The 24495-nt window shown below is 44.7% G+C and carries 23 protein-coding genes, 1 tRNA gene, 1 pseudogene and 1 riboswitch; of the genes and pseudogenes, 7 read left to right on the forward strand and 18 right to left on the reverse strand.

The window, feature by feature from the left end:
- Positions 1-78: 78 nt before the first annotated feature.
- A tRNA-Gly gene (locus tag B3N33_RS10135) sits at positions 79-153 on the forward strand.
- A 193-nt stretch (positions 154-346) separates the two neighbouring features.
- Here B3N33_RS10135 and guaA read toward each other — a convergent pair.
- From guaA to B3N33_RS10205, 14 genes and pseudogenes are all read right to left on the reverse strand, one after another.
- On the reverse strand, positions 347-1852 hold the full coding sequence (guaA, locus tag B3N33_RS10140) for a glutamine-hydrolyzing GMP synthase (RefSeq protein WP_292590363.1): 1506 nt from the start codon (positions 1850-1852) through the stop codon (positions 347-349).
- A gap of 31 nt (positions 1853-1883) precedes the next feature.
- A riboswitch (purine riboswitch) is annotated at positions 1884-1982 on the reverse strand.
- 38 nt (positions 1983-2020) lie between these two features.
- Positions 2021-2848: a hypothetical protein gene (locus tag B3N33_RS10145; protein WP_292590364.1), complete on the reverse strand. Its 828-nt coding sequence runs from the start codon at positions 2846-2848 to the stop codon at positions 2021-2023.
- 4 nt (positions 2849-2852) lie between these two features.
- Positions 2853-3998 carry a tRNA guanosine(34) transglycosylase Tgt gene (gene tgt / locus B3N33_RS10150; protein WP_214079222.1) on the reverse strand — a complete coding sequence of 382 codons (1146 nt, stop codon included), beginning with the start codon at positions 3996-3998 and terminating at the stop codon, positions 2853-2855.
- Entirely contained in the window at positions 3991-4620 is a 630-nt protein-coding gene (locus B3N33_RS10155; protein WP_214061095.1) for a cyclodeaminase/cyclohydrolase family protein, read from the reverse strand. Before B3N33_RS10155 ends, tgt begins: the two co-directional genes overlap by 8 nt.
- Position 4621: 1 nt before the next feature.
- The gene (gene deoC / locus B3N33_RS10160; RefSeq protein ID WP_214061096.1) at positions 4622-5371 is read right to left on the reverse strand and encodes a deoxyribose-phosphate aldolase; all 750 of its coding nucleotides are present in this window, start codon (positions 5369-5371) and stop codon (positions 4622-4624) included.
- Positions 5372-5407: 36 nt separating this feature from the next.
- A complete protein-coding gene (locus B3N33_RS10165; protein ID WP_292593232.1) occupies positions 5408-5956 on the reverse strand; it encodes an HDIG domain-containing metalloprotein in 549 nt (182 codons plus the stop codon).
- A gap of 40 nt (positions 5957-5996) precedes the next feature.
- Positions 5997-6632, reverse strand: a pseudogene (gene radC, locus B3N33_RS10170) (RadC family protein); the annotation flags it as partial.
- Position 6633: 1 nt separating this feature from the next.
- Positions 6634-7197, reverse strand: coding sequence for a Maf family protein (locus tag B3N33_RS10175; RefSeq protein WP_292590367.1), 564 nt, complete (start codon positions 7195-7197; stop codon positions 6634-6636).
- A complete protein-coding gene (locus B3N33_RS10180) occupies positions 7185-7694 on the reverse strand; it encodes a Gx transporter family protein (protein WP_214061100.1) in 510 nt (169 codons plus the stop codon). Before B3N33_RS10180 ends, B3N33_RS10175 begins: the two co-directional genes overlap by 13 nt.
- Positions 7695-7800: 106 nt before the next feature.
- The gene (locus B3N33_RS10185) at positions 7801-8151 is read right to left on the reverse strand and encodes a NusG domain II-containing protein (protein ID WP_214061101.1); all 351 of its coding nucleotides are present in this window, start codon (positions 8149-8151) and stop codon (positions 7801-7803) included.
- Entirely contained in the window at positions 8148-9188 is a 1041-nt protein-coding gene (locus B3N33_RS10190) for an FAD:protein FMN transferase (protein WP_214061102.1), read from the reverse strand. Before B3N33_RS10190 ends, B3N33_RS10185 begins: the two co-directional genes overlap by 4 nt.
- Entirely contained in the window at positions 9158-10153 is a 996-nt protein-coding gene (gene amrS / locus B3N33_RS10195) for an AmmeMemoRadiSam system radical SAM enzyme (RefSeq protein ID WP_214061103.1), read from the reverse strand. Before amrS ends, B3N33_RS10190 begins: the two co-directional genes overlap by 31 nt.
- 21 nt (positions 10154-10174) lie before the next feature.
- Positions 10175-10690, reverse strand: coding sequence for an AmmeMemoRadiSam system protein A (gene amrA / locus B3N33_RS10200; protein ID WP_292590369.1), 516 nt, complete (start codon positions 10688-10690; stop codon positions 10175-10177).
- A gap of 9 nt (positions 10691-10699) precedes the next feature.
- Entirely contained in the window at positions 10700-11722 is a 1023-nt protein-coding gene (locus B3N33_RS10205) for a 6-phosphofructokinase (RefSeq protein WP_214061105.1), read from the reverse strand.
- Positions 11723-11822: 100 nt separating this feature from the next.
- Here B3N33_RS10205 and rnr point away from each other — a divergent pair, with 100 nt between their 5' ends.
- On the forward strand, positions 11823-14036 hold the full coding sequence (gene rnr, locus B3N33_RS10210) for a ribonuclease R (protein WP_292590371.1): 2214 nt from the start codon (positions 11823-11825) through the stop codon (positions 14034-14036).
- On the opposite strand, the gene B3N33_RS10215 is transcribed toward rnr, so the two are convergent.
- Complete coding sequence (locus B3N33_RS10215; protein ID WP_099828814.1) at positions 14033-14530, reverse strand: ferritin-like domain-containing protein; 498 nt, start codon at positions 14528-14530, stop codon at positions 14033-14035. The two genes, rnr and B3N33_RS10215, sit on opposite strands and share 4 nt — an antisense overlap.
- 517 nt (positions 14531-15047) lie before the next feature.
- Here B3N33_RS10215 and B3N33_RS10220 point away from each other — a divergent pair.
- The 4 genes from B3N33_RS10220 to B3N33_RS10235 all read left to right on the forward strand — a co-directional run bounded on the left by B3N33_RS10220 (position 15048) and on the right by B3N33_RS10235 (position 18337).
- Positions 15048-15758 carry a tetratricopeptide repeat protein gene (locus B3N33_RS10220; RefSeq protein WP_422655907.1) on the forward strand — a complete coding sequence of 237 codons (711 nt, stop codon included), beginning with the start codon at positions 15048-15050 and terminating at the stop codon, positions 15756-15758.
- Positions 15743-16513: a prepilin peptidase gene (locus tag B3N33_RS10225; RefSeq protein ID WP_292590373.1), complete on the forward strand. Its 771-nt coding sequence runs from the start codon at positions 15743-15745 to the stop codon at positions 16511-16513. Before B3N33_RS10220 ends, B3N33_RS10225 begins: the two co-directional genes overlap by 16 nt.
- A complete protein-coding gene (locus B3N33_RS10230; RefSeq protein WP_292590374.1) occupies positions 16510-17196 on the forward strand; it encodes an RNase H family protein in 687 nt (228 codons plus the stop codon). Before B3N33_RS10225 ends, B3N33_RS10230 begins: the two co-directional genes overlap by 4 nt.
- Before the next feature lie 346 nt (positions 17197-17542).
- Positions 17543-18337, forward strand: a complete 795-nt coding sequence (locus tag B3N33_RS10235; RefSeq protein WP_292590375.1) for a M55 family metallopeptidase — start codon at positions 17543-17545, stop codon at positions 18335-18337.
- A 39-nt stretch (positions 18338-18376) separates the two neighbouring features.
- Here B3N33_RS10235 and B3N33_RS10240 read toward each other — a convergent pair whose 3' ends face one another.
- The gene (locus tag B3N33_RS10240; RefSeq protein WP_292593236.1) at positions 18377-18958 is read right to left on the reverse strand and encodes a GNAT family N-acetyltransferase; all 582 of its coding nucleotides are present in this window, start codon (positions 18956-18958) and stop codon (positions 18377-18379) included.
- Positions 18959-19068: 110 nt separating this feature from the next.
- On the opposite strand from B3N33_RS10240, the gene B3N33_RS10245 reads away from it, so the two are divergent.
- Positions 19069-19968, forward strand: a complete 900-nt coding sequence (locus B3N33_RS10245; RefSeq protein ID WP_292590377.1) for a GGDEF domain-containing protein — start codon at positions 19069-19071, stop codon at positions 19966-19968.
- On the opposite strand, the gene B3N33_RS10250 is transcribed toward B3N33_RS10245, so the two are convergent.
- Positions 19969-22107, reverse strand: coding sequence for a hypothetical protein (locus B3N33_RS10250; RefSeq protein ID WP_292593238.1), 2139 nt, complete (start codon positions 22105-22107; stop codon positions 19969-19971). It abuts the gene before it with no gap.
- Between the two features lies 1 nt (position 22108).
- Positions 22109-24352: a WD40 repeat domain-containing protein gene (locus B3N33_RS10255; RefSeq protein WP_292593240.1), complete on the reverse strand. Its 2244-nt coding sequence runs from the start codon at positions 24350-24352 to the stop codon at positions 22109-22111.
- Between the last annotated feature and the right edge of the window lie 143 nt (positions 24353-24495).

Below are 24495 nucleotides of genomic sequence, written 5' to 3' on the forward strand. Positions count from 1 at the left end.
CGCTGGACTTAGGATCCAGTGGGGAGACCTGTGAGGGTTCAAGTCCCTCCTCTCGCACCAGAGAATGATTTTCTTCATGCGGATGTAGCTCAGTGGTAGAGCACCTGCTTGCCAAGCAGGGGGTCGCGGGTTCGAACCCCGTCTTCCGCTCCAGGAAGACGCCTGAAGGCGTCTTCTTTTTTTTTTTACGATCTTATCTTTCTGTTCCCGGATATCTATTCGGTCATTGAAAGAGCAGAAAGCGCTTTCTCGTAAGAAAAACTGGAAAGCAAACCTGCCTCAATGAGGGTCCTTTGAGCACCTCTGGTTTTCTGAATAGCTATCCGGCTGGGTTACCGTCTTCTTCTCACTCCCATTCGATGGTTGCAGGAGGTTTGTCAGTTATGTCGAAAACGACCCTTCCGACTTCCTTCACCCGAGACGTAATCCTTGAAGAGACTTCTCTAAGAAGGTTATGAGGAAGCGCATGCCAGGAAGCAGTCATGCCTTCATGGCTATCTACGGCTCTAAGTGCAACTACGAAACCATATGATCTCTTGTCACCTTTAACCCCGACGCTTGAAATTGAGAGCAGCACCGCAAAGGACTGCCAGATCCTTTCTATTTCGCCCGATTCCGTAAGCACTTCGAGAAAGATAGAGTCAACTTCCTTTAGTATTCTTGCCCTTTCGGCTGTTACTTCGCCGATTATCCTCACCCCTAGGCCGGGTCCAGGAAAGGGTTGTCTGTTAATCAGGGTTTCATCTATGCCGAGAGATCTACCAAGATTCCTTACTTCATCTTTGAAGAGTTCTCTTATTGGCTCGAGGAGCGTCAGTTTCATATTCTCAGGCAGACCACCAACATTGTGGTGACTCTTGATTTTCTCCGCACTTCTGGAGGATGCGCCGGATTCAATGACATCCGAGTAGATCGTTCCCTGTAGAAGAAAGTCTGCCCTCAGTTTATTTGCTTCTCTTTCGAAGACCTTGACGAATGTCTCTCCTATCGCTCTTCTCTTGTCCTCGGGATCAACAATCCCTTTTAGTGCAAAGAAAAACTCTTGGGACGCATCAACAGTTATAACGTTCATACCGAGACTCTTCAGAGTTCCTGGGACTTCAAGTTCCTCGTTCTTTCTCATCAAGCCATGATTTACGAAGATTCCGATGAAGTCGTCGCCTATTGCTCTGGTTGTCAATGCTGCAGCTACAGTCGAATCAACCCCTCCAGAAAGCCCGCCAACAACCTTTTTCCCTTCAACGGTTCTTCGGATCTCTGCAATCTTCTCATTCGCGAAATCAGAGATCTTCCAGTCCCGAGAAGCTCCGCATATGCCAAGTACAAACCTTTCTATCAACTCCTTTCCATATTGAGTTTGATGAACCTCTGGATGAAATTGAAAGGCCAAGTCTCTACCGTTCGTGAATCCGGCAATCGTTCCATTTCTGCTTCGGGCAATGACTGAACAACTCTCAGGTAGACTTGTTACTTCGTCTCCATGACTCATCCAAACTTCTATCTCACTAGGGATTCCACGAAGATGATTAGTGTCGACAGATATCGCAGTGAGGCCGTACTCGCCACGAATTCCGCGTGAGACAAACCCTCCCATTCGTTTTGCCAGCAGGTGCATTCCGTAGCATATTCCGAGGATAGGCACGGAGAGTTCATGTAGTTGTTCAGGGAAATCAGCAGAGCCTTCTTCATAGACGCTTTGCGGGCCGCCAGAAAGAACAACGCCTCTTATGCTGTTGTCGAATGTGAAGCAGTCCGGAGTTGTTACGGTGCAAAGAACACCGATTTCTCGTATTCGTCGAGCGAGAAGGAGCGTGTATTGAGATCCGTAGTCTAGAACAATAATCCTGTCCATTTTGCCTCCGAAAGAAAAAACCCCCAGGCGGGGTAGTATTAATGCACGCCGTAGAAAGAAGGTTATGGCCTTCTGTAGAAACTCCCGCGCCGATTCGCGGGATTATACGGGTAAATGGATTCTATCACCTCGGAAAACGCTAGGTACTAAGGATTAGTAAATAAAGAATCACCACCGGCCAAGAAGCCCCACACTCCAGGTTCTCTCGAAACTAATAGATTCGATCTTATTAGTGAGGTTAGTACCAATTCCGGATGTAATAAGCATGTCTCCAACCCTAACCTCGATTCCTCCTCCGACAAGAAAATCCATGTTTCCGAGAAGATCCGCGTTCATTGAGACTCCTGCTCGAGCCGAAAAAAGACTGTTGTATGTGTACTGTGTCGAAAGGCCCAAATACTTGATTTCCAATCCCTCTCTTGTTCCCAATTCAAGTCCTATCATGAAAGGGTCAGGAACAAATCGTATTCCTGCCAGAAGATCGATCGAATTTGCGGATGAACCGCTATTCCAAATAGAACTACTGAAGGCTACTACGTAGTCCAGGATCTCGTAAGCCTTTCCAGTAATACCACCCTTGATTGCGACACCGTAGTTTGTTGTTGTTGCGGTGGACATGTTTATTTGTAGATCTACGCCATAGGCAGTTAGGGGCCCAAGTTCGCCAGATATCATGTAGCTGAGCGACCTAATACTTGACGTTTTGCCAATATCCATATAGTACTGAAGCATTCCAGCCATTCCGTCATCGGAGTCCTCAAATAACTGAACATATAGCCCACGCTCATTCGATGAAGGGGAAGCGGTTGTGGTGAGTTCAACAAAGCTCGATGAAAATGCTGAATTGAGTACTCCATAGAGATCTGATGGACTTCCAAATCCCGAACTATACCCTTTTGCCAGTATGCCATTTCCTCCTGTTTGAAGCGAGAATGGATTCAATGCCGCAGTAACCACACCAAGAGATACGACCACTAAAATCAAGAGCTTCTTCATCTTATCACCCCATACGTTCTTCAGAAGTCTTTGGATTAACTGCTTGAATAAGGCCGGTTTCTAGGCAGTAGTTTTTGAATTCAGCCAGTCTATCTTCAAGTATAGCCTCTCGGATCTTCTTCACGAACTGCATAAGAAAGCTGATGTTATGGTAACTCAACAGAGTCTTTCCAAGTATCTCATCCCTCGTAAAAAGGTGATGAATGTACGCCTTACTGTATGTTGAACAGACTTTGCATTGACAAAATGGATCAACAGGAGATCTGTCCAACTTGTTTCTCGCCGATTTCAGGTTAACTCTTCCCCGAGATGTGAGAGCTGCCCCGTGCCTTCCTAGCCTTGTGGGGAGAACACTGTCGAACATGTCAACGCCGTTTTCGACAGCAACCATTATCAGTTCGGGTGTCCCGACTCCCATTAGATATCTAGGCCGATCCTCCGGTAGTAACTCGACAGAGCTTGAAAGCACCCTCTCGGTAGTCTCAAAATCCTCTCCGACGCTCAACCCGCCTAGTGCAAACCCGTCAAAATCCATGGCGGTTATTTGAGAAGCGCTTTCTTCTCTTAAGTCGTTGAAGAACCCTCCCTGAACCACACCGAAAAAGGACTGCTTACTGTTCCTTCTATGTGCGATCAAAAACCTCTTTGCCCAAGCCGTTGTTCTATTCACGGAATTCCTTATGTATTCCTTTGTTGCACTTGGTTCAGTACACTCATCAAAGGCCATTGCAATGTCCGATCCAACAGCTTCTTGTATCTCCATCGAAAGCTCTGGAGTAACGAAAAGACTCCTCCCATCAAGTGGTGAACGAAACTTAACTCCTTCATCGCTCACCATTTTGTCTTTTAGCGAGAAAACCTGGAACCCCCCGCTATCCGTTAGGATTGAATGACCCCAAGACATGAACTTGTGAAGTCCACCGAAATCTCGTAGAATATCGAGCCCCGGGCGCAAGAACAAATGAAAAGCGTTGCCAAGTATTATTCTTGCTTCGAGTTCTTGGAGCTGGTCTTGCCATATTCCCTTAACTGTTCCATTGGTCCCAACCGGCATAAACACTGGCGTATCAAACTCTCCGTGAGGAGTACTAATAATGCCGGTTCTTGCCTTTGATTCGGTGCTAGATGCTCTGATGCTCAGCTCAACCATTTCGCTTCCCGATTATCTCGATGATTTTCTCGTAGGAAGCGTTTATCTGTTTTTCCAACTGCTTCATTTCTTCATTTATCCACGAGCCATAATCAGGGTCTTTAAGAGATTTCATGTTTATCATTACGTTGGCTTTAGCTATTTTGTAAACCGCATGAAGAAGGTGAGCGGCACTCTCTGCGTCCGAAAGCACATTTGAGTTCCCCCACTTGGCAAGTCGTTCGACGTTGAAAATGATATTCTTGCAGCGTCTGGCGAGATCAAAAGGCACTTCTATTGCTGTTTTCAAAGCCTGCTGAACCTTCATTTCCCTGCTATTCTTTTCATCATCTGTGGCCTTTGACATCTTATAGGCTGACATCACCTGGTCGAACGCCTGGATATCGCGGTTCATCAGATCACATAGGTAGTTGCTTTCTGACTCAAAGACTTCTAAAGCGGACTCCATATGACCTTCGACATCTTCGTATCCCTTCTTGCCAATAGTCAAGTTCGCAACCATAGACCCTAATGACGCTGCGAGAGCAGCTACGACCGCACCTACTGCTCCGCCTCCTGGAGTTGCAGATTTCTCAGCAACTTTCTTCAAGAAGTCTTTAACTGGTAGTGTGCAGAAATCCATTTTAATAACCCCCCCGATTATCATTTGATTCTCCAGTCACTATCTTTATACCAGAACTTGTACCTATCCTGTTTGCGCCGGCGACTATCATTTTGAGAGCATCTTCTCTTGACTTGACACCTCCGGAGGCCTTTACTCTGCATTTGTCACCGACCACAAATTTCATAAGCGAAACATCTTCTATGGTTGCTCCACCTGAGGAAAAACCGGTAGAAGTCTTCACGAAAGCGGAACCTGCCTCTCTCGAAATAACGCAGCCAGCGATCTTCTCTTCTACGGTCAACAAACAAGTTTCCAAAATCACCTTAACAGGTTTTCCATGAGCCGATTCTACCACTTTAACTATGTCATCAAAAACGGTTTCGTACTCTCCAGCCTTTAGAAGGCCCACGTTGATCACCATGTCAAACTCGTCTGCCCCATTGTCAGAGGCCCATGAAGCTTCGAAAACTTTTGCTTCACTTGACATCTGTCCCAAAGGAAATCCCACAACAACCGTCTTTTTTACATCACTTTCTGCGAGCAACTTACTTGCCAAAGGAATGTATCCGCTATTCACACAGACACTCCAGAACTCATAACGCATAGCTTCTTCACAAAGCTTTTTTACCATTTCTGGTGTTGCGTCGGCCTTCAGAAGAGTATGGTCGATGAATCTCGAGACATTTAGTTTATCGGGCAGTTCTCTAACAACAGGAGAGTATTCTTCCTTGTATCTCCTTATTTCGTTCCTAACTGATTCTTCAATCATCGCATCACCTTTCCTTCTCTCACTCTTTTTGAAATCTCAAAGCTCCAAATCATTTGAAATTCCCTGCATAGCTCTTAAGGAAAGAGAGAGAAACTCCGAAAGAGAAATTCCAAATTCTGAACAACTTGCCATTTGCTCCCTGCTTGCGCCCTTAGCAAACGACTTCTCCTTGAATCTGTTCAAGAGGAATTCGACATCAGTATCGACAAGTTGGGTTCCTTTTCTGATAAGGACGGCAGCTACTATGAACCCTGTCACAGGGTCGGCTGCATAAATGGCTCTCTCAATAAGTGACTCCCTCTCCTTCTTATCACAGTGCGCTAGAATAGCATCTTTCACTTCGTTGGGAAGATCCTTTCCTTCAAGCATCTGCACGGTCTTGTTACCGTGTTCATTGAAATTATCCTTTGTGAATTCGTAGTCAAGATCATGGAGAAGCCCTGCCATGGCCCAAACATCTCTGTCCTGTTCCAGCTTTTCAGCCAGAGCTTTCATTACCGCCTCAGTAGCAAGTACGTGCTTAATTAGATTCTTTGAATGTATGTTGTCTCTTATAAGAAGCATTGCCTCTTCTCTCGAAATCATTATGCGCCACCTCCGCTGTGAAGACCTTTCCTGCTGCAAAACTATAGTATCTGCCGCTTCCTATTATAACGTGATCCAGCATCTTAATTCCGAGAGTTTCTCCAGCGTTTCTAATCCTAGAGGTAATGCCTTCGTCCTCTTTGCTGGGAGATGGATCACCGGAGGGGTGATTATGGACGAGGATTATTGCTGCGGCAGTTCTGCTGATGGCGGGTTTGTAGACCTCTCTGGGATGAAGAAGGGAAGAATCCAGAATTCCTATGCTCACAGTGTTGAGACCTCTGTAGTTCAGTTTGGTATCTAAAGAAATCACTCTTACTGTCTCCCTATCCATGAAGGCCATATCATGGCAAAGACAGTAGACACCCTCCGGTTCGTCAAGACGTACCCTTGTATTTTCTGACATTTCTCTGAAGATTCTCTGCCCTAGTTCAAGAGAGGCTTTCAGACACACGGCTTTTGCTGTGCCGAGCCCTTTGATATTCATGAGTTCAGATACCTCAGCAGAAAGAAGCGCAGTCAACGAACCATAGTAGTTGAGAAGCTCTTCACTCATCTCAAGTACACCTTTGCCTTTGCTCCCTGTTCTCAGCAGAATTGCTATTAGCTCACTATTGGTGAGAGAGCCGGCACCGTATTCTATCAGTTTCTCCCTTGGCATCAGTTGGGTGTCCATTTTATTCTACCCCCCGCGAATGAAGCTCCTGCCATAGCCTTCCAACTGGTAATCCCATCACATTGTAAAAGTCTCCTGTAATGCATTTTACGAAGAGTGCTCCGTAATCCTGTATTCCGTATGCGCCGGCTTTGTCCAGAGCGATGCCGCTTTCCGCATACTCTCGCAAAACTCTCTCAGGTACTTCTCTGAAAGTGACTTCGGTCTCTTCAATAAACTCGAAGGCGATTTTCTCGGAAACTACTGACAGTGATGTGTATACTGAGTGAGTTTTTCCTGTAAGGGACGAAAGCATCCTGAATGCCTCATCAACAGAACTTGGTTTTCCAAGTACAAATCCATCTAACACAACTACTGTATCTGCTCCCACAACTATTGAATTGGGACGTCTGAGATAGACGTTTTGGGCCTTTCTGTGAGATAGCTCCGAAAGCTCAGCTTCGGAGTATCTCTCAGAGAGATTCTCTTCAACTCCTTCGGGAGGGACGATCTCAAAGGGGATTCTTAGTAGCCGAAAGAGCTCCTTTCTTCTGGGAGAAGATGAACCTAATATCAGTCTTGCCAAAGAGTATCACCAATCCTTCGAATGACTTCAAATGCAATATAAGCATTGATTACTGCCGATATCGATCCAAGAAGTAACATATAAGGGTAAAGAAAAACGATCTCAAAGCTTTTCACAACTAACGTTGAAGCAACCAGCAATTGAGTGAAATTGTTGACAGAAGCACCGACAAGGCTGATTCCTATCAAGCCGAATTTCTCTGTTCTGCTAAGTAGCCACATAACTGAGGCCGATGTAGAAGCTCCCGAAATCCCCATCAAGAATCCAGGTGTTGCAAGTCTTCCTGTTAAGAGGCTGCCTATGAAGGTTTTCCCAATAGAAATGGCGAGAACGTCTTTGAATGGCATTCCTGAAAGAGCTAATATCAAGACAAGATTTGAGAAGCCCCATCTTCCGCCTGGAACTGGCAAAGGAAAAGGTATGAGGCTTTCTAGAAGATAAAGTACAGAACCTATCGCTATTAACATCGATAGTGTGGTTACTCTTCTTGCCTCCATTACTACTCCATCTTCGCGCCAGGTTACAAGCCCGCGCCAAAATTTTTCTGCGGACAAATTTGCCGGTTGCACAAGGGATTTCACCTAGACACTTTGAAAAAAAGCCTCACTGCGTTATCACATCGATGTCGCTTATGCCTGAAGGAATTCTTATGATTATCTTGTTTGGAACGCATACAATCGGTATATTCGGCTTGTCTATCGCGCCTTGTGAAACACATAGTTTTTCTGGGCAATCGGAATCCACAACTGAGATCCTTCCGCCTTCCACTTTGACTAGCATTCCAACATCAAGATAAACTCGTTGGTCTTCCTTAAGGTTCACCGTTCTTATCAGATTCCCTTCAAAATAGATCTCAGCTACATGAGCGGAGGTTCCCCTTGGGAACAAAAGAATCACAATCACTGCTAACAGTGACACAACAAGCGCGAAGTCGTATTTTGTGAATAACTTCATCGCTCCTGATATACTTCAAAACCCGGCGACTTAAAAGTACTCATATCTTCCATTACGAGAAGAACGAGTGCTCCAAATCTCGGCAAGAATGTTACTCCCGGCTCCATCCCAATCACAAAGGCGGCAGTTGCATATGCATCTGCAAGCATGGCACTTCTGCCAATAACGGTTGCGCTAATAACTCCGTTGCGGGATGGGTATCCAGTCTCTGGATCGAGAATGTGGTGGTAACGTACGTTGTCTTCCATAAAAAACCTTTCATAGTCCCCAGAAGTAGCAACTGCACCATCATATAGATAGATATACTCGATTACGTCTTGGACACTCTCCCCTCTCGGATCTCTCACACCGATTATCCACGGCCTGCTTCCGTACTTCGGACCAATTACCCCAATATCTCCGCCAGCATCAATGAAGCCAGTCGCTCCCTCGTCGAGCGCTTTGATCTTCGCAATAGCCATATCTACTGCGTATCCCTTTGCAATCGCTCCAAGATCCATCATTGCACCGTCCGACAGCGAGACATATCCTGTCTTCTCATCGAACGTGATCCTGGAGAATCCGGTGGAACGTAGAGCGGCTTCGATTTCATCTTCTGAAGGAATTCTTCTCAACGAAGACTCATCGTCAAAACCCCACAGTCTGGTTAGCGAATAAAGTGTAGGATCGAATGCACCGGATGTGTTTCTCGAGATCTCAAGAGCGGACTTAATAAGGAAACTTGTTTCTTTGTCGATGTCATGAAGCTCTCCACTTCTGTTTAGCTCGGCAATTATGCCGTTGGTTCGGCTACCGAATTTCTCGTCAATTCGCTTGATCTCGCTTAAGGCGGCTTCTGCCAGAGCAACAGGAGACATTTTCGAGGATGAAACTCTAATGGTAACATAAGTCCCAAGAAGGTATTCGGTTCTGTCGTAGTACTCAACAGGTTTCTGTCGAAAGAAAACGAAAATCAGCAGAACCATCGCAGAGATAAAAAGCAACGCATAGGCTACAGTTCGGCTTCTCAGGAGACTACAGGAATCTCTTCCTGGCACTTGTTGCACCTTCCTTTTTCATCTATCCCAACCACTGAGCTCCGCATACCTTTTCTCTCGATTAGCAGGTTCCCGCAGCGAGGACAAATAGTATCGGAGAGACCGGGAAGGTTCACATTTCCAACGTACACGTATCTCAAATATTCCTTCGCTACTTCTGCAAGTACTGTCAAGGATTCAAGCGGAGTAGGAGGTATTTCACTTTTGTAGCTAGGATGATATCTGTTTATATGGAGGGGAATGTCTTTCGAAAGCTCTGAAATCCATTTTGCCTCTTCTCTCATTTCTTCAGTGGAATCATTCTTACCAGGAATTATTAATGTTGTCAATTCCAAATGCGTTCCTACCTTTTTTGCCGTCTCTATTGATCTTAGAACATTTCTCTTCTCTGTGCCAATTTCATTAATGTAGAAGTCATCGTTCCAACCCTTTAAATCGATATTCATTGCTCTAACCGACTGTGAAAGGAGATCCATTGGCTCCTCTTCAATCACACCGTTTGTAACAAGTACACTGTAAATTCCTTCCTTTGCCGCCGCTCTCGAGGTGTCAAGAATGAACTCGAAAGAGACTATTGGTTCATTATACGTGAATGCGATGCCCCTAGACTCCCTTTCCAGGGCTATCTGAATCAGCTGCTGAGGCATCACACGCTTCACTGTTTTCGGTCTCTCTTTGGAGATTTCCCAGTTCTGACAGAAATTGCACTTAAGATTGCACCCCCACGAACCTACCGACAGTATTGTCTCTCCCGGATAGAAATGGTACAGAGGTTTCTTCTCGATTGGATCTATTGCTATCGAAGTAAGCTGACCGTAATTCAGCGAATACAGCATTCCGTCAACGTTCTTCCTTACACCACAGAAGCCAACCTGATTTGGCTTAATTACACAACGCATAGGACAGAGGAGACACTGAAGAGCGTCTTCTTCACCATATTCGTCAAAATACACGGCCGATTTCAAAACAACCACCTCTTATCGTTGTCAGTAATACCTTTCAACCGCGAACCTGAATATCCTGTAGTCCTCGGATTCCCTGATACCTGCTTTACGTAATGCTATTCTCAACTGCTGCTGAACAGTTTCGACGCCTTCCAGATCGGGTAGAAGGACACCCTTTCTGTTTCCGAGGGTGACAATAACCCCAAACTTCTTTGGATTTAGTTCTGCAACAGTTGTCTCCTCAGGTAGTCCCAGAATGTCCACCGATATATCCAGACATGGCAATTCGCCCACGCTAATTGGTGAGAACCGAGGATCTCTAGTCGATGCTGAAATCGCATTGTTTATTATCTCAAGAGCTACGTTTTCTTCGGTGGGATATATCGTTCCTATGCACCCTCTAAGCGAGCCGTCACGAGTATGGATTGATACGAAACATCCGGCCCTTCTGGCAGTCAATTCCTCAGAAACCCATTCGGGCACAGGAATTACCGAACGCTGCTGCAAATATTCCTCCAGCGCATATTTTGCAACTCTTACAGGCTCGGAATTTGGCAACTCTGTCCCTCAGTCGAAGAAGATCTGAGACAACTTGTAGTATTCAAAAGGCACAAGCTTCTTCGTGGCTATTCCATACTCAAGAGGTATAGAGATAATGTCATTGCCCCTAAGTGCAACCATTCTTCCAAAATCACCTTTCATAACAAGCTCCATTGCATGAACTCCATATCTAGTTCCGAGAATTCGGTCGAAAGCAGTTGGAGTACCTCCTCTCAGAAGATGTCCAAGAACTACTGATCTTGTGTCGTAACCGGTCCTCTCAGAAATGATGTTTGCCATATAATGGGCGATTCCTCCCAGTTTGATATGCCCGAAAGCATCGATCTTACTTTCATCGCCCACAACGTTCTCAAGTTCTGTTGGTTTGAACCCTTCGGCAACAGCAACAATCATATAACCATAGCGATCCATCCTGTTCTTCACATAGTCAAGGATTTCATCTATTGTCATCGGGTATTCGGGAATAAGTATAAGATGAGCCCCGGCAGCCATCCCTGCTTCTAGAGTAACCCATCCTGCTTCGCGCCCCATTAGCTCCACGATGATTATCCTTCCGTGAGACTTCGCGGTTGAATGCAGCCTGTCAATAGCATCTGCTCCAACATTAACAGCCGTCTGATACCCGAAAGTATAATCTGTATTTGCAACGTCGTTGTCAATTGTCTTTGGAACCCCAATCGTTTTGTATCCCATAGAGGAAAGCTTTGCGGCGACACTTAACGTATCGTCTCCACCGATGCCGATAATTGCGTCCAGTCCCAACTTCTTAATGTTTTCCTCCATCTTGGTTCTCATATCTTCCGACTTAAAGGGGTTTGTCCTGGATGTTCCGAGAATAGTACCGCCGAGGATGTGAATTCCTTCAACATCGTTATCGGTAAGCTTCATGCTTTCTCCGATGACCAGCCCTTTCCAACCGTGCATCAAGCCGATTATTTCCACGCTTTCTGGAGCAGATTTGACAATTCCTCTAATAACAGCATTCAACCCTGGGCAGTCCCCGCCGCCAGTCAGTATCCCAATTCGCATTACTAACCTCCTGTAAGTTCTAATAATGCTGACGCATAGACTGTATAATTATAACATGAAGTGACGCAATCTTGTCTGACGACAGAGAGGGAAGAGGCTTATGAAGCTAAGTTTGAAAACATTGAGAGAACATGTGACATCTCCGGAATACTCACCAACTACGTTGAGAGGTCTTGCTGCCAAGCTAGAGCTAAGCGATAATGAAAGCAGGGCATTGCTCAAGAAATATCTTCAGCAATTGGTTGATTCATCGGTAATCGTTAAGGATTCCAAGGGAAGATACATCTCTCCTGGTGAGAAAACGGTAGTAGGGACAGTAGAGTTTGCTAGAAGGAACATGGGAGCCTTTATAACTATTGAAGACGGAGAAGATATCTTCATACCGTCGGAGGATACCGGCTTCTCAATTCATGGAGACACTGTCTTCGTAGAGATAACCGGCAGATTCAGAGAGATAAGAAAAGGAAAGATAGTCAAAGTCATAAAACGGAATAAGGAAAAGGTAGTAGGTACCTTCAAGACAAGGGGAATGATGGCCTTCGTAGTACCTGATGACATCCGAATAAAGAGCGACTTCTACATTCCACCAGAAGGATTCAACGGAGCAAAACCAGACGACAAAGTTCTTGTGAGAATTACCAAATATCCGTCACCGGGGAGAAATCCAGAAGGAGTAGTAGAGCGAGTTCTCGGAGATGCGCTAAGTCCAGAGGTAGACCTCTTGACGGTCATATACAAGCAGGGTCTGCCGGAGCCCGGATATTTTCCCGAAGAAGTTAAGACTCAGGCCGCTAAGATGTCAAGGAAGATTAGCTCGAGAGAGATAAAAGAAAGAGAGGATCTCCGGAGTGAACTGGTATTCACAATCGATGGCGATGATGCGATGGACTTCGACGATGCGATTTCTCTCAAAAGGAATTCCGAAGGGAATTATATGTTGGGAATTCACATAGCCGATGTCTCATACTATGTTCGCGAAGGGACGCAGATCGATTCCGAAGCCTATTCAAGAGGAACGTCTGTGTATTTGCTTGATACGGTTATTCCGATGCTCCCATTTGAGTTGTCAAACGATATTTGTTCGCTGAGACCAGAAGAAGACAGGTTGACTCTTTCTCTTTTGATTGAAGTAGATCAGAGAGGACGGGTGGTTGCCTCCGAGATTAGGAATTCCGTGATCAATTCAAGGAGAAGACTTACTTACTCGGAGGTAAATGGATTTCTTAATGGAGAAGCCTCTGCCGAAACGATGGAAAAGCTTAGGCCTGTTGCCGAGTCTTTGAGATTATCACATGAGTTGGCTCAGAAAATCAGAGATCTCAGAAAGAAACGGGGCTCGGTCATGGACATTTCTTCGAGAGAAGTCAAGATCATTTTTGATGAAGAAGGCAGAGTAGCAGATATCCTGCCTCAAACCCGCGGGATTTCTGAGTGGATTATTGAAGAGTTTATGATACTGGCCAATGAGACAGTGGCCGAGATTTTCAACAGTAGAGGATTACCATTTGTTTACAGGATTCATGAAGAGCCTGATCCTGAGTCGATGATGCAATTGAAGAACTATCTCGAAGCTCTTGGCATGAAGGTAAAAATCCCTAGAAATGTTCATCCTAAAGCTCTTCAACAGATACTTGAGAAGACAAAGGATCATCCTCTCCACACTTCGATAGAGAGAGTTCTTGTAAGAGGTATGAAGCGAGCGGTATATTCCAGTAGGAATATCGGGCATTTTGGGCTGGCCTCAGAAGCATACACTCACTTCACTTCGCCTATAAGAAGATATCCAGATTTAATTGTGCACAGGCTCCTGAAGAAACTGGTGAATAACTCCGGGACAGACCTCATTGAGGAATCAAAGGATCTTGAAGAAGTTCTTCCCAAAATTGCTTCTTGGGCTTCTAAGAGAGAGAGAGTTGCGAATGAAGCTGAATGGGATTTGCTAGACATGAAAAAGGTCGAGTATATCGCTAACAGAATCGGTGACACCTTTGACGGCGTTATAACAGGTGTCACGAAGTTTGGGATTTTCGTAGAGCTTACGGAGAAGATGATATCAGGTCTAATCCATATTTCGACTCTAGATGATTATTACGATTTCATAGAAAACCAGAACATTCTAGTTGGAAGGAAGAGTAAGAGGATTTTCAGAATCGGTGATCAGTTGAGAGTTCAAGTTATAAGGGCAGACAAGACTACAATGGAGATAGATTTCAGCATAGCAAGAGAGAAGGAATCAAGAAACAACAAAAAGAAAACCGCATCATCAAACAAGTCCAGAACGAAGGAACACAACGGGAAGAAGAGAAAAAACTAGTACAGAGGCTCAAATCCTTGGGTGTTCCAGTATTCCTTCATAAGAGACTCATAGAGACTGAGAAGAGCCTGCTTGTGATTTTGTTCCCATTTTGAGAGCGTACTGAATAATCTCTTGATTTCGGCTTTCGAAGATTCCTCTGATTTTTGATTATAGAAGTCTTCGAAGTCTTTCTCTATAAGATAAGCTATTCTAAGCGCGGATAAGTCTCCAGCTAGGGAGTCAACAGAAATGCCTTTCAGCTCAAGAGCCTCCCTCGAAGAGAATGTGTCCCTATCTTCGATTTCTGTGAAAGAGATTTCATCTCCTCTAGAGACTCCTTCGAACATTGCGGCGATGAAAGATACGTGATCCATTTCCATTTCCGCCAGTTCAGCGAACAATTCCCTAACTTCCGGAACGTGAATTTCCCTGGCTCTTTCTCTATAGAACTTTGCACCCTCTCTCTCTCGGGCCAAAGCATACTTCAAAATAGCCAACTCTTCATTTCCCATATTGCGCCTCCTTAAGTTCTATTAAGACATTCACAAGTATTATCTCATTACTTTTCACTTCAACCAAGAGATGCTTGATGTTCAGAAAGTCACTCTTATAGTGATCAAACGTGGTATATTTTCTACAAAAGACTCAGAGAAGAGGTGCCACATGGAGATTATTCGCCTCAAGTATGGGGAAAATACTTTTGCAATAACCGAGACATTGCCGTTTTCAATTGCTATTCTTGATCAAATATACGACGGAGACATTTATCTTGCAATTGATGATTTGAAGGGTAGCAAGATAGAAGGAGATCTCATTTGCATAAAGAATCTAGCCAACTTGTTCGATGATATAATCGCACCTGAGAATTACGCGCCAATCGAGTTTGAGGAGTTCAAGGAATACCTCAGGGAGACCGACCTGACAATAAAATCATTTCCCAGGGGTACATTCTCTGGTTTTCAGGACAAGGTGCTAGCAATTGCAGATAGAGGCGATTACGAAAGCNNAAGCGCTCAGCAGTTTCTAGATATGCTTTTGGAAGCAAGTGTGGACAAAGCAACCGTTTGCGAGCTCAAAGGAACGATCTTTCTTGAATCTGGAAACGAAGATGAAGGCATCAACTGGCTGCAGCGAGCCTTGAAGATTGACCCCTCATTAGTTACAGCGTACTCTTTTCTAGGTCAAACCTTTTATAACAGAGGGGAGTTCAATGAGGCTGCGGCGTACTGGGAGAAGGAAATCGCTTCGTCGCCAGATCACCTCGTCACATATTTCATGCTCACCGATGCTTACATAAATGCGGGTCGCATGGAGGAAGCCTTGAACGTTCTCAAGAGCCTTTCTGAAAGAGATCCTGACAGCATTCTTACAAAAGTAGAAATGGCAGAGCTTTACGGTAAAATGGGCAATAGCGAAATGAGGAAGAAGATGGAAGAAGAAGTACTTAGCGCAAGACCAGTCTACATAAATGATATGGAGCCTTGGGCAAAGGTACAGTTCAAACACTCGAATTTCGACATAGTCGAAGAATCTGCGAAGAAGTTTCTGAATGATGACCCCGACAGGCCGGAACTTAAGATGCTTCTTGTGGTTACTTTCATGAAGAAAGGGAAGTGTTCTGAAGCAAAGCGCCTTCTTGAGGGCTTTGAAAGTGAACAGGTATGGTATTACTACGGAAAGAAGGAGCTTTTTGACGAATATCTTACTGAGGAAGAGAGAAGACGGTGTGGAATAATCTAGTTCTGAGAGTTCCTGCATTTTTCGTGTTTGGGCTCATATTTGGGAGCTTCTCCAATGCTCTGATATTCAGGATTCCTTCCAAAGAATACTCTATAGTAAGACCAAGAAGAAGTATCTGCCCTGGCTGCAAACATGAGCTCTCATGGAAAGACAATATTCCTTTGATCAGCTATATTCTATTGGGGGGAAGATGTAGGTACTGCGGTAAACCTATTTCTATAAGATACCCCATTGTTGAGCTTCTTACAGCATCCCTCTATGCGATAAATGCTTTGGTTTTCTCTCTTACGATGGCAACGGCCTTGTCTGTTTTGACCACGGGGCTGATTGTCTCTTCTTTCATTGATCTAGATCATTATATGATTCCTGATTTGGGAGTAATCATGGTAGGAATCGGTGCCTTCGCTTGGTCAACAATAGAAGGAAGGTTCCCTGAGAACATATTGCACGCTCTTCTTGTCACAGGTGCAATGGTTGCATTCTTTCTTATTGCAAATCACGTCAGGAAGGACAGTTTTGGCTTCGGAGATGTTGAGTTACTTGCTGCACTTTCGTTGGGAACGGGTATAATTGGATCTCTCTACACGATTATGATAGCTTCTTTCTCTGCTCTCATAGTCTATGCAGTTACAGCTGCAGCAAAAGGAAGGCGCTTTGATAGAAAGGCTCAACTTCCGTTTGGCCCATTTATTGCAATCGGAGGCTACTCTACGCTACTCTTTCTGGATTTTATCGAGGCGCTGTACAGAGTATGAGAATTGGGAAGTGGACTGCCAATTTGAAAGTTGCTGCTTCTGGATTTGCAGAGTTTCTGAAGAATGAGGGACTGAACTATTCCACGGGTACTCTTGGAGAGTACTTTGTGGAATTGAAGAATGGCAAGGGTTTCAAGCTTTACACTAACCGGTCAGGTAACATCCGTCTGATTATGCCCTCAAGTTTTCCGGAAGAACTAGCGGAGCGACTGCTGTTTCTTTGGGAAGAATACAATGGCAGAGTCTATGAAGGAACTCATGTCTTTGTTGACGGGAGCTTCAAGGATAACATTGCGGGATACGGAGTGGTAGTAGTTACTGAAGGTCGAATTGAAAAGAAGATGAAGGGGTGTGCCAAGAAGAACCCGGAAATGAGGAATGTAGTGGGAGAGATCGAAGCAGTAATAGAAGGATTGTCCTACTGCCTGAAAAGGAGCTACAAGAAGGCGACTATTCATTACGATTATGAAGGATTGAGAAGCTGGCTAACAGGAGAATGGGAAGCGAAAAACGATCTTACGAGAAGGTATTCAGAACTTGCCCGCGATATGTCGAATAGAATACTAATCGAATGGGAGAAGGTAAAGGCGCATACCGGAAACACATTCAACGAGATTGCGGATAAGCTTGCCAAGGAAGCAGTTGATGAGTGTGAATATGATCATCTCACTCGAAGGAAGTGAGTGGCATCTGCAAAGCTATTGAAAACTTCGTTCCAGAGAAGGTTTTTTCGATCTGCTAATACGAGTAGACCTTGAAGACTTGTATGACCTCTCTAGGAATGCGATGATTAGGTGAGCGTTTTTTCACTTGCGCTGATACCGATGACTGCGAATCGGGCTCGGTTATTCATATTTTTGTTGCTTTAAGTCTCCTCTCAACCCGTTGAGGCAAATGCAGACTCTTACTTTTGTTTCTATATGGAAGAGCAAAGAAACTATGAGAGGTCTGCGTTATGAAGAGCGCTTTTGATAACATTGAAGGTCAACTGAAGAGAATATTATACAAGTCAATCGAGGAGGAACGACTGTGAAAGTGTACATAAGTGCCGATATTGAAGGAACAGCTGGAATTGTTGACTGGGATGAAGCAAAAAAGGGTCACAAAGACTACGAATACTTCAGCAAGCAGATGACTGCTGAAGTGAGGGCGGCGGTACAAGGGGCGTTGAAGGCAGGAGCTTCGGAAATTGTTGTGAGAGATGCCCACGGAAGTGCGAGAAACATCGATCCTTCTGCTCTGCCTTCAGAGGTTCGGATTATTAGAGGATGGGCGAGAGATCCTTTGATGATGATGCAGGGCATAAACGAGGGTTTTGGAGCTGCTGTGTTTACTGGATATCATTCGCCTTCCGGGAGGGGTATGAACCCTCTTTCTCATACCATGTCTGGAGAAATATACTATCTGAAGATCAACGGTGAGTTGATGAGTGAATTCTTGATTAACGCAATGTCGGCTTCCTACTATGAAGTACCTGTAGTCTTCGTAAGTGGCGACGAAGGAGTCTCAAAGATTGCTGAAGAATCAGTGAAGGGTATAATTACGGTCCCGACAAACAGAGGAAGCGGTTCTTCGGTCGACTCCATTCATCCAGAAAAGGCACTAAAGCTGATTGAGGAAGGTGTATACAATGCAGTTAGGAAACAAGAAGCCGTTCCTCTGGAATTGCCGGCAGAATTTAACGTGGAGATAGCTTATATTGACCATAGAGTGGCTCACAAACTCTCTTTCTTCCCTGGGGTCAGCAAAAGAGATGACAGAACTCTAGCCTTCGAAGAAAAGAACTATTATGAGGTGCTTAGAAAGTTGCTGTTTTTACTGTAAGTGTTCTCTCTAGTACTACACAGGTTATGACGCGCTAGATTAGCGAATCGATAGACTAGGTCTTTTAAGCCGAACACTGTTCTCTAGTGGATAATCAGGAGGCAATTCGGTTTCCGGCCTGAAACCACATTTAGCGTATATAGACAATGCCTTTCTGTTTCTTCGAGACACATCAAGGACAACCTCAAACCCTGTTTTGTCAAGAGAATCAAGAATCACACGCCCATAACCCATACTTCGGAATTCTCTTTTGACGGAGATCATACCCAGATATTTCTGACAAGCACGAATGCTCATGCTCATAGCTTTCTGTAAGACTCGATACTCTTTGAATAGTCTTAATCCGAAAGGACCAAAAGGAAAATTCCTAAGCTCAGGTTTTTCAGAAACCAATTCATTCATTGTTTCTGGAGAGTAAAGAGCAAATATTGCAACTGGTTCCTCATTAATTGCACAAAGTGTTATGTGGCTGTGGTTTATCGGGCTATTCATTGAAGCAAGACACACAATCCCATCTATAGCTCTTTTCCCAAAAGCCTTTTCGAAGTGAGAGGGATCTGTGTCGTAAATGAGCGGAGCAATGAAATCCGCATCGCTCAGTTCACCCAATCTGAAATGCATCATCGTCTTCATAAGTGAATTCTATACTTCTAAAAGAAGTTCTTCAACTGTATGCTGGCATGGGATTGCATCCGATAAAATTGGTTTGAGCTGGGCGCTTAAGGAGGCTTATGAATAATAAAGAGAGGAAAGCAGATGAGAGTTTGATGATCGCAGAACGTCTGCTTGGCGGAGTCCCTGAACCTTCGGCAATTCTTTCCATCAAGGGTAAGATTGTCGTTAAAAACACAAGGTGGGAAGGGCTAGTTGCCGCTTACTACTGTGAAATGAGTTTCATAAGAAATGATGAATTCGATTTTCAAAGCTTTCTTTCTCTGCTGGATGGCCCGGCAACCAGCAGATTCAGAGCAGTTATGGACGGTCATGAAGCCTATGAGTACTTCTCGCTAGAAGATAAAGGCCATCGTGGAGGTTTTTCATTGACAATTAGCATCTCTTCTTTGGGTATATCGGAAGAGCTGTCTTACTTGATTTCCATTAGGGATGACAACGAATCCAGTTGTCTTATGAATGCGCTGAAAGATATGGCCTTTTCCGATCCACTCTCGGGATTTGGAAACGAGAGCTCCATGCATTCCTTCCTGACCGAAAGGATTTTTCTTTCGAAACAAGAAGGCTTCTCATTCCATGTGATCTGTATCTTCCTCTCTGGGATAAAAGAAATCACTGCGATGTTTGGAAAGAAGACGTCGGATGGGTTTTTGCACAGATTCAGCCGGAGGCTCGCCAAAGAATCATCTGAAGAAAGGCTCTTCAGAATTATGGAGGATGTTTTCATAATCGCAATGGATTCCAGTGAAAGGTACACTGTTTCTTCGATGGTGTCTTCACTTGTTTCAAGTCTTGAGAGACCTGTTTTCATAGGCGATACAGAGATATTGCCCTCGGTGTTGATAGGAGTCTGTCAGTTCCCAGCAGATGGAGAAAGCTCGGATTCCCTCTTGAGCAATTGCTTTTCAGCCGCGTTTATCGCAAAGAGGAAAAATCTGAAGTGGAGCTTCTATTGTTGATCAGTGGAGATAGAAAACAACCGCATCAAACTCTCCTTTATTGGAACCCACATCGCCATCATTGGAAGCCGAATAACCCGCTACAGCGAATCCATCGCCGCAACTCGCGATCGAAAGACCCACATCTTCCATGTCTCCGCCCAGGAAGCTTTGCCAAAGCAGTCTTCCATTGTTATCAAGCTGCAGAATCCAGAAATCGCTGTGGGTTAACCCGGTCTTTCTCAACGATGAACTCTCATGACTATTCGAACTGACATTCGACTCAGAGAAACCCACCGCCTGAACTCCTCCGGAAGGTGTCAAATAGAAATCCCTTATTACATCGTTGCCGTCACCACCGAATGTTTTTGCCCACAGGACTTCTCCTTCGGTTGAGAGCCTAACAACATAACCATCATAATCTGGACTCTGCCTGTGAGAGAAGGTCCCATTAGTGGAGTTAGTAGAGCCACTGATAAAGATGTCGCCAGAAAGGTCTACCTTCACAGAAGAAGGAGAAACCTCGGTTTCTTCTGCCAGCACGCGTGACCAAATCAGGTTTCCTTCTCTTGAAACCTTCAGGACAAGAGTTGATGAGAATTCTATAGTGATTCCATTAACTGTCAGTTTACTCCCTGAATTTCCCTCTGCGTCTCCGTCATCTGATGTGGTCTCTGCAACAATAACAATGTCACCGTTAGGATCAAGATCAAAAGCTACTGCCCTATCGAAAGAGCTGCCACCAAACGATTTCCGCCAAACCTCTTTTCCAAAGTTATCTAGCTTCAAGAGCACCACATCGCTTTTGATACCATCAAGTGAAGACTTAGTTCCCAAAAGAAAGTATCCATCTTCAGACTCTATCACCGAAGCAGCTTCACATAATGGTCCGTGGATCTGGAACCTCCAACTCTCATTGGCAAATCTGTCAAGTTTGATCGCAATTAGAGTAGATGATTCTCCGATTTTCATTCCCGATGATCCATGCACTCTACCTGAAACAAGAAACCCGCCGTCAGAAGTAGCGATTACATCACTGAACTCAGTCCAACCCAGATCGAATCTCTTCTGCCAGGCAAGGTACCCATTTCCATCTAGTCGCACAATCCACCCATCTCTTGAAGGGCTGCCGGGTGTTGCATTAGTTAGTGTGAAACTTTCCGATGATCCTGCTAGAATCAAACTTCCATCGGATAATGACCTCACCCTTGTGAAGATATCCCTTGATTCGCTACCCATAATCCTTTTCCACAATAAGCCTGGTATTGTCTTTGTTGAGAATGACCAGATAGGACTCTTTACTGAACCGCCCTTACCGTCATCTGCGATAACCTGCCAGAAATACCTCACCCCGTCTTCAAGAGGGGGTAGCGAATAGTGGTTCTCCGTTACGTTCTCGACCAGTTTTTCCAGCTCCGCACTCCCAAAAAACAGATCGTACGACAGAGGGTCGCCGTCCGGGTCAGCACATTTCCACGAAAGAACGAGATCACTGAAAAAGTCTTCGATTCCATCTTCAGGAAAAGGAGAAAAAGGCTCTAGAGGCCATTGGTTTTTGTCCAAAATGATTATGCTGAAGGTTTCACAGTGCCACTGTTTCAACTCATCTATCGCTTTAATGGTTACTCTATGCGCTGAAGGGGCTTCGGTAAATGTAGCAGTGAAACTGTATTTGTAATCCTTTATGAAACCTACTCCACTCACCAACTCGTATTTCACATTGCCGGACTCTGAAATAGTGACCTCTCTCAAGTCGATTTCGAGGGTTTCGCCTTCAAGAAGCTTCTTGTTATCTATTCTTAGTAATGGTGGTTGAAGCGAGTTCTCTATTAAGACTTCAATCGGAATGACTGCCGTTAAGGTATCCGATTGAACAACGATTTCAACATTATCTTTGGGGAGGTTGAGTTGCCTTGAATCAATCAAAAGCAAATCGTCAACAATTTTACCGTTTCCGCCAACCACCGAAAAAGAGAGGCTTTTTCCGTTACTTTTCACGAGATCTGTAAGTGAAAGCGAAAGCTGTTCTCCGAACTTGATCCTGATTGCTTCAGTCTGAAGCAACTCGAAATCTTGTGTCTGTCGTCTCAGCAGCCCGAGACCAAGAACGGCTGCCAGGGCAGCAGAGCTTACCAAAATTATGAAAAGCATCCTTTTCATGTCAAAGTCTTACCTTACGTCTCTTCTTCTTTGAGGAGTGTGTAATCTTGAGAAGGAAACCCATGGTTATTGCCAAAATTGGGATTAACCAAGCCCAGGATGTAATCGAAGCTTTCTTATCCTTAGGAGGAGCCATAAGCGTGAAAATCTCTTGAGTAGAGTTCCCTTCAACGTCATTAACAGTAACAATGTATTCTCCGTATCCATTTACAATAATATGCATTTCCCTTTCTCTTTCGTTTACCGGGTAAGCCTTTCCAGAAACGACAACCTCTTTCACATTTACGTCATCTCTGACCGTGAAAGTCAGTATTCTTTCATTGTCGGAAGCGGCAAACTGGACTGGATCGCCGTAAATATCAGGATACCCTGTTGAAACTGGATTCACAGAGAGGTACATCTTCTCTAGCCATCCGAAACCTGTAACAAAGTAGCAACTCTCGCCTTCTTCAGTTGCCTGCACCTCTTGGCCCTGTCTGAGGCTCTCATGATCCTCGGAAACCCAGAATCTTCTCGCTTCTGCTTCAATAGCAAAGATTGCGGCACTCTTGTTCCCTTCACAGTCAAAAGCATAAACAGTATAAACACCCGTTCCTTGAACTTCAGTCTTTATTTCTTCTGAAGCAGAATTGACTTCGAGTGTTGAGACTGTGAGATCTGGTGAGACGATTTCGACGGTAGTTACGGTAGCGTTATCCGAAACGGAAAACTCAAGATACTTGGTTTCCCCTAGCGAGACTCTCTGCACTCCTTCACCTTCTATTAGGGGAGGTTCAACGTCCGGAGCAGATCTGGAGAATGAGTCCTTGTCTAGCCACTCGCCGTTCACTAGGAAGGCTGTCTCTCTTGAATCATCTATGATAACCCTGTCACCCCTTTGATAAACTCCGATATCTTTGACAACGTACATTACTACCTCTTCAAAGCGCACCGTAAGAGTTCTTTCGTCATAGAGCCCCGAACTATCGTATGCTCTTATAATATAGTCACCGGCGCCATCTGGCTCAAAGACAACTTCCCTGTCCGCTCCAATTACGACTTGCTCTCCATTTACTGTCACTTGCGTCACGGATTGAGAGACAGAAAAACCGACAAAGGCTTCCTCTATGGTGATGTTCTGAATCGAAGGGCCGTAAATCTTTGGCAATTTGTCAAGTTGGAGAAGAAGCGAGTTGATCTCCTTTGCTACTTCCGATGGTTTTGCTCCTTCATTTGTGCTTACTCGATCAAGTGCCTTTGAAGAAGAAACCCAATTTCCAAGAGCATTGTAAGAGAAATACTCTCCGTCTCCAAAGCCTATAAGAGTCCCTATTGCTGAGCCTTTTTCGACATCCCATATCTTAATAGTCCCGTCTGTGGAAGAAGAATATAGGGCATATCCATCACTCGACAGAACAATCTCCGTTACGTCCCAGTTATGACCCGTAATCATATTTACCAGGCTGAGTGACGGAAGAGAAAGAAGTTTTATCGTTCTGTCACAAGAAGCCGTGTAGACCACAGCATCTTCGACTAGTATCTTGGTAACTCGCGCGTTGTGGGCTCTTGAAGTCTTAAGTGGAGACCACGTTTTTACATCGTAGGATTTCAAGTGACCGGCTTCGGAGCCCAGAATTAGAATCGTCCTCTCCCGATCCATGGAGACAGCAGTGAGAGATCCAACCTCGGCTCTGATAACCTTTACTTGTTGACCTGTTGAAGTATCCCAGATTCTTAGGGTCCCATCCTCTGAAGCGGAGTAAAGACGATTCTGTTCGGGCCAATCGACTATCGAGTGCACCGGTCCAGAGTGGCCCCTTAGAGTCCTTATGAAAGAGAGAGAAGAAAGCGACCAAACTTTCACCGTTGCATCAGAACTGCATGAATATAGTGTTTTACTATCATCTGTTACTATCAAGTCATTCACAGCACTTGTATGACTGCTAAGGACTTTGATCTTATTCCCAGTCTTGAGATCCCATACGATGATCATCCCATCATCATAACCGGAAATTCCCATCTTTCCGTCAGGTGAAACGGCTACTGAAGTAACCCAAGCGCTGTTCAGTAAGAGGTTGTTTAAGAGCCTTCCATCTAGAAGACTCCAAACTTTGACAGTATTATCGATATAACCCGAAACCAACTTCTCTCCGTCGGAACTGACAGCAACTGAAGTAACGCTGAATGCCTTGCCATCAGGCAAGTACTCTATACCAATCGAAATGAGAGAACAAAGCAAAATAACAAAGAGTGTAACTTTTCTCAAATCTATCACCCTGTCTGGAGTTCTCAAACAATTCTACCATTCATGACCGATAAGAAACAGCTTGGACTATTCTTCAAGAAATCTCTGAATCTCTAATCGATGGCCGTCCGGATCGCTTGTGAAGAAGTGATAGATATTGAACT

The organism is Mesotoga sp. UBA5825 (assembly GCF_002432955.1).
In the GTDB taxonomy this organism is placed as follows: Bacteria; Thermotogota; Thermotogae; order Petrotogales; family Kosmotogaceae; genus Mesotoga.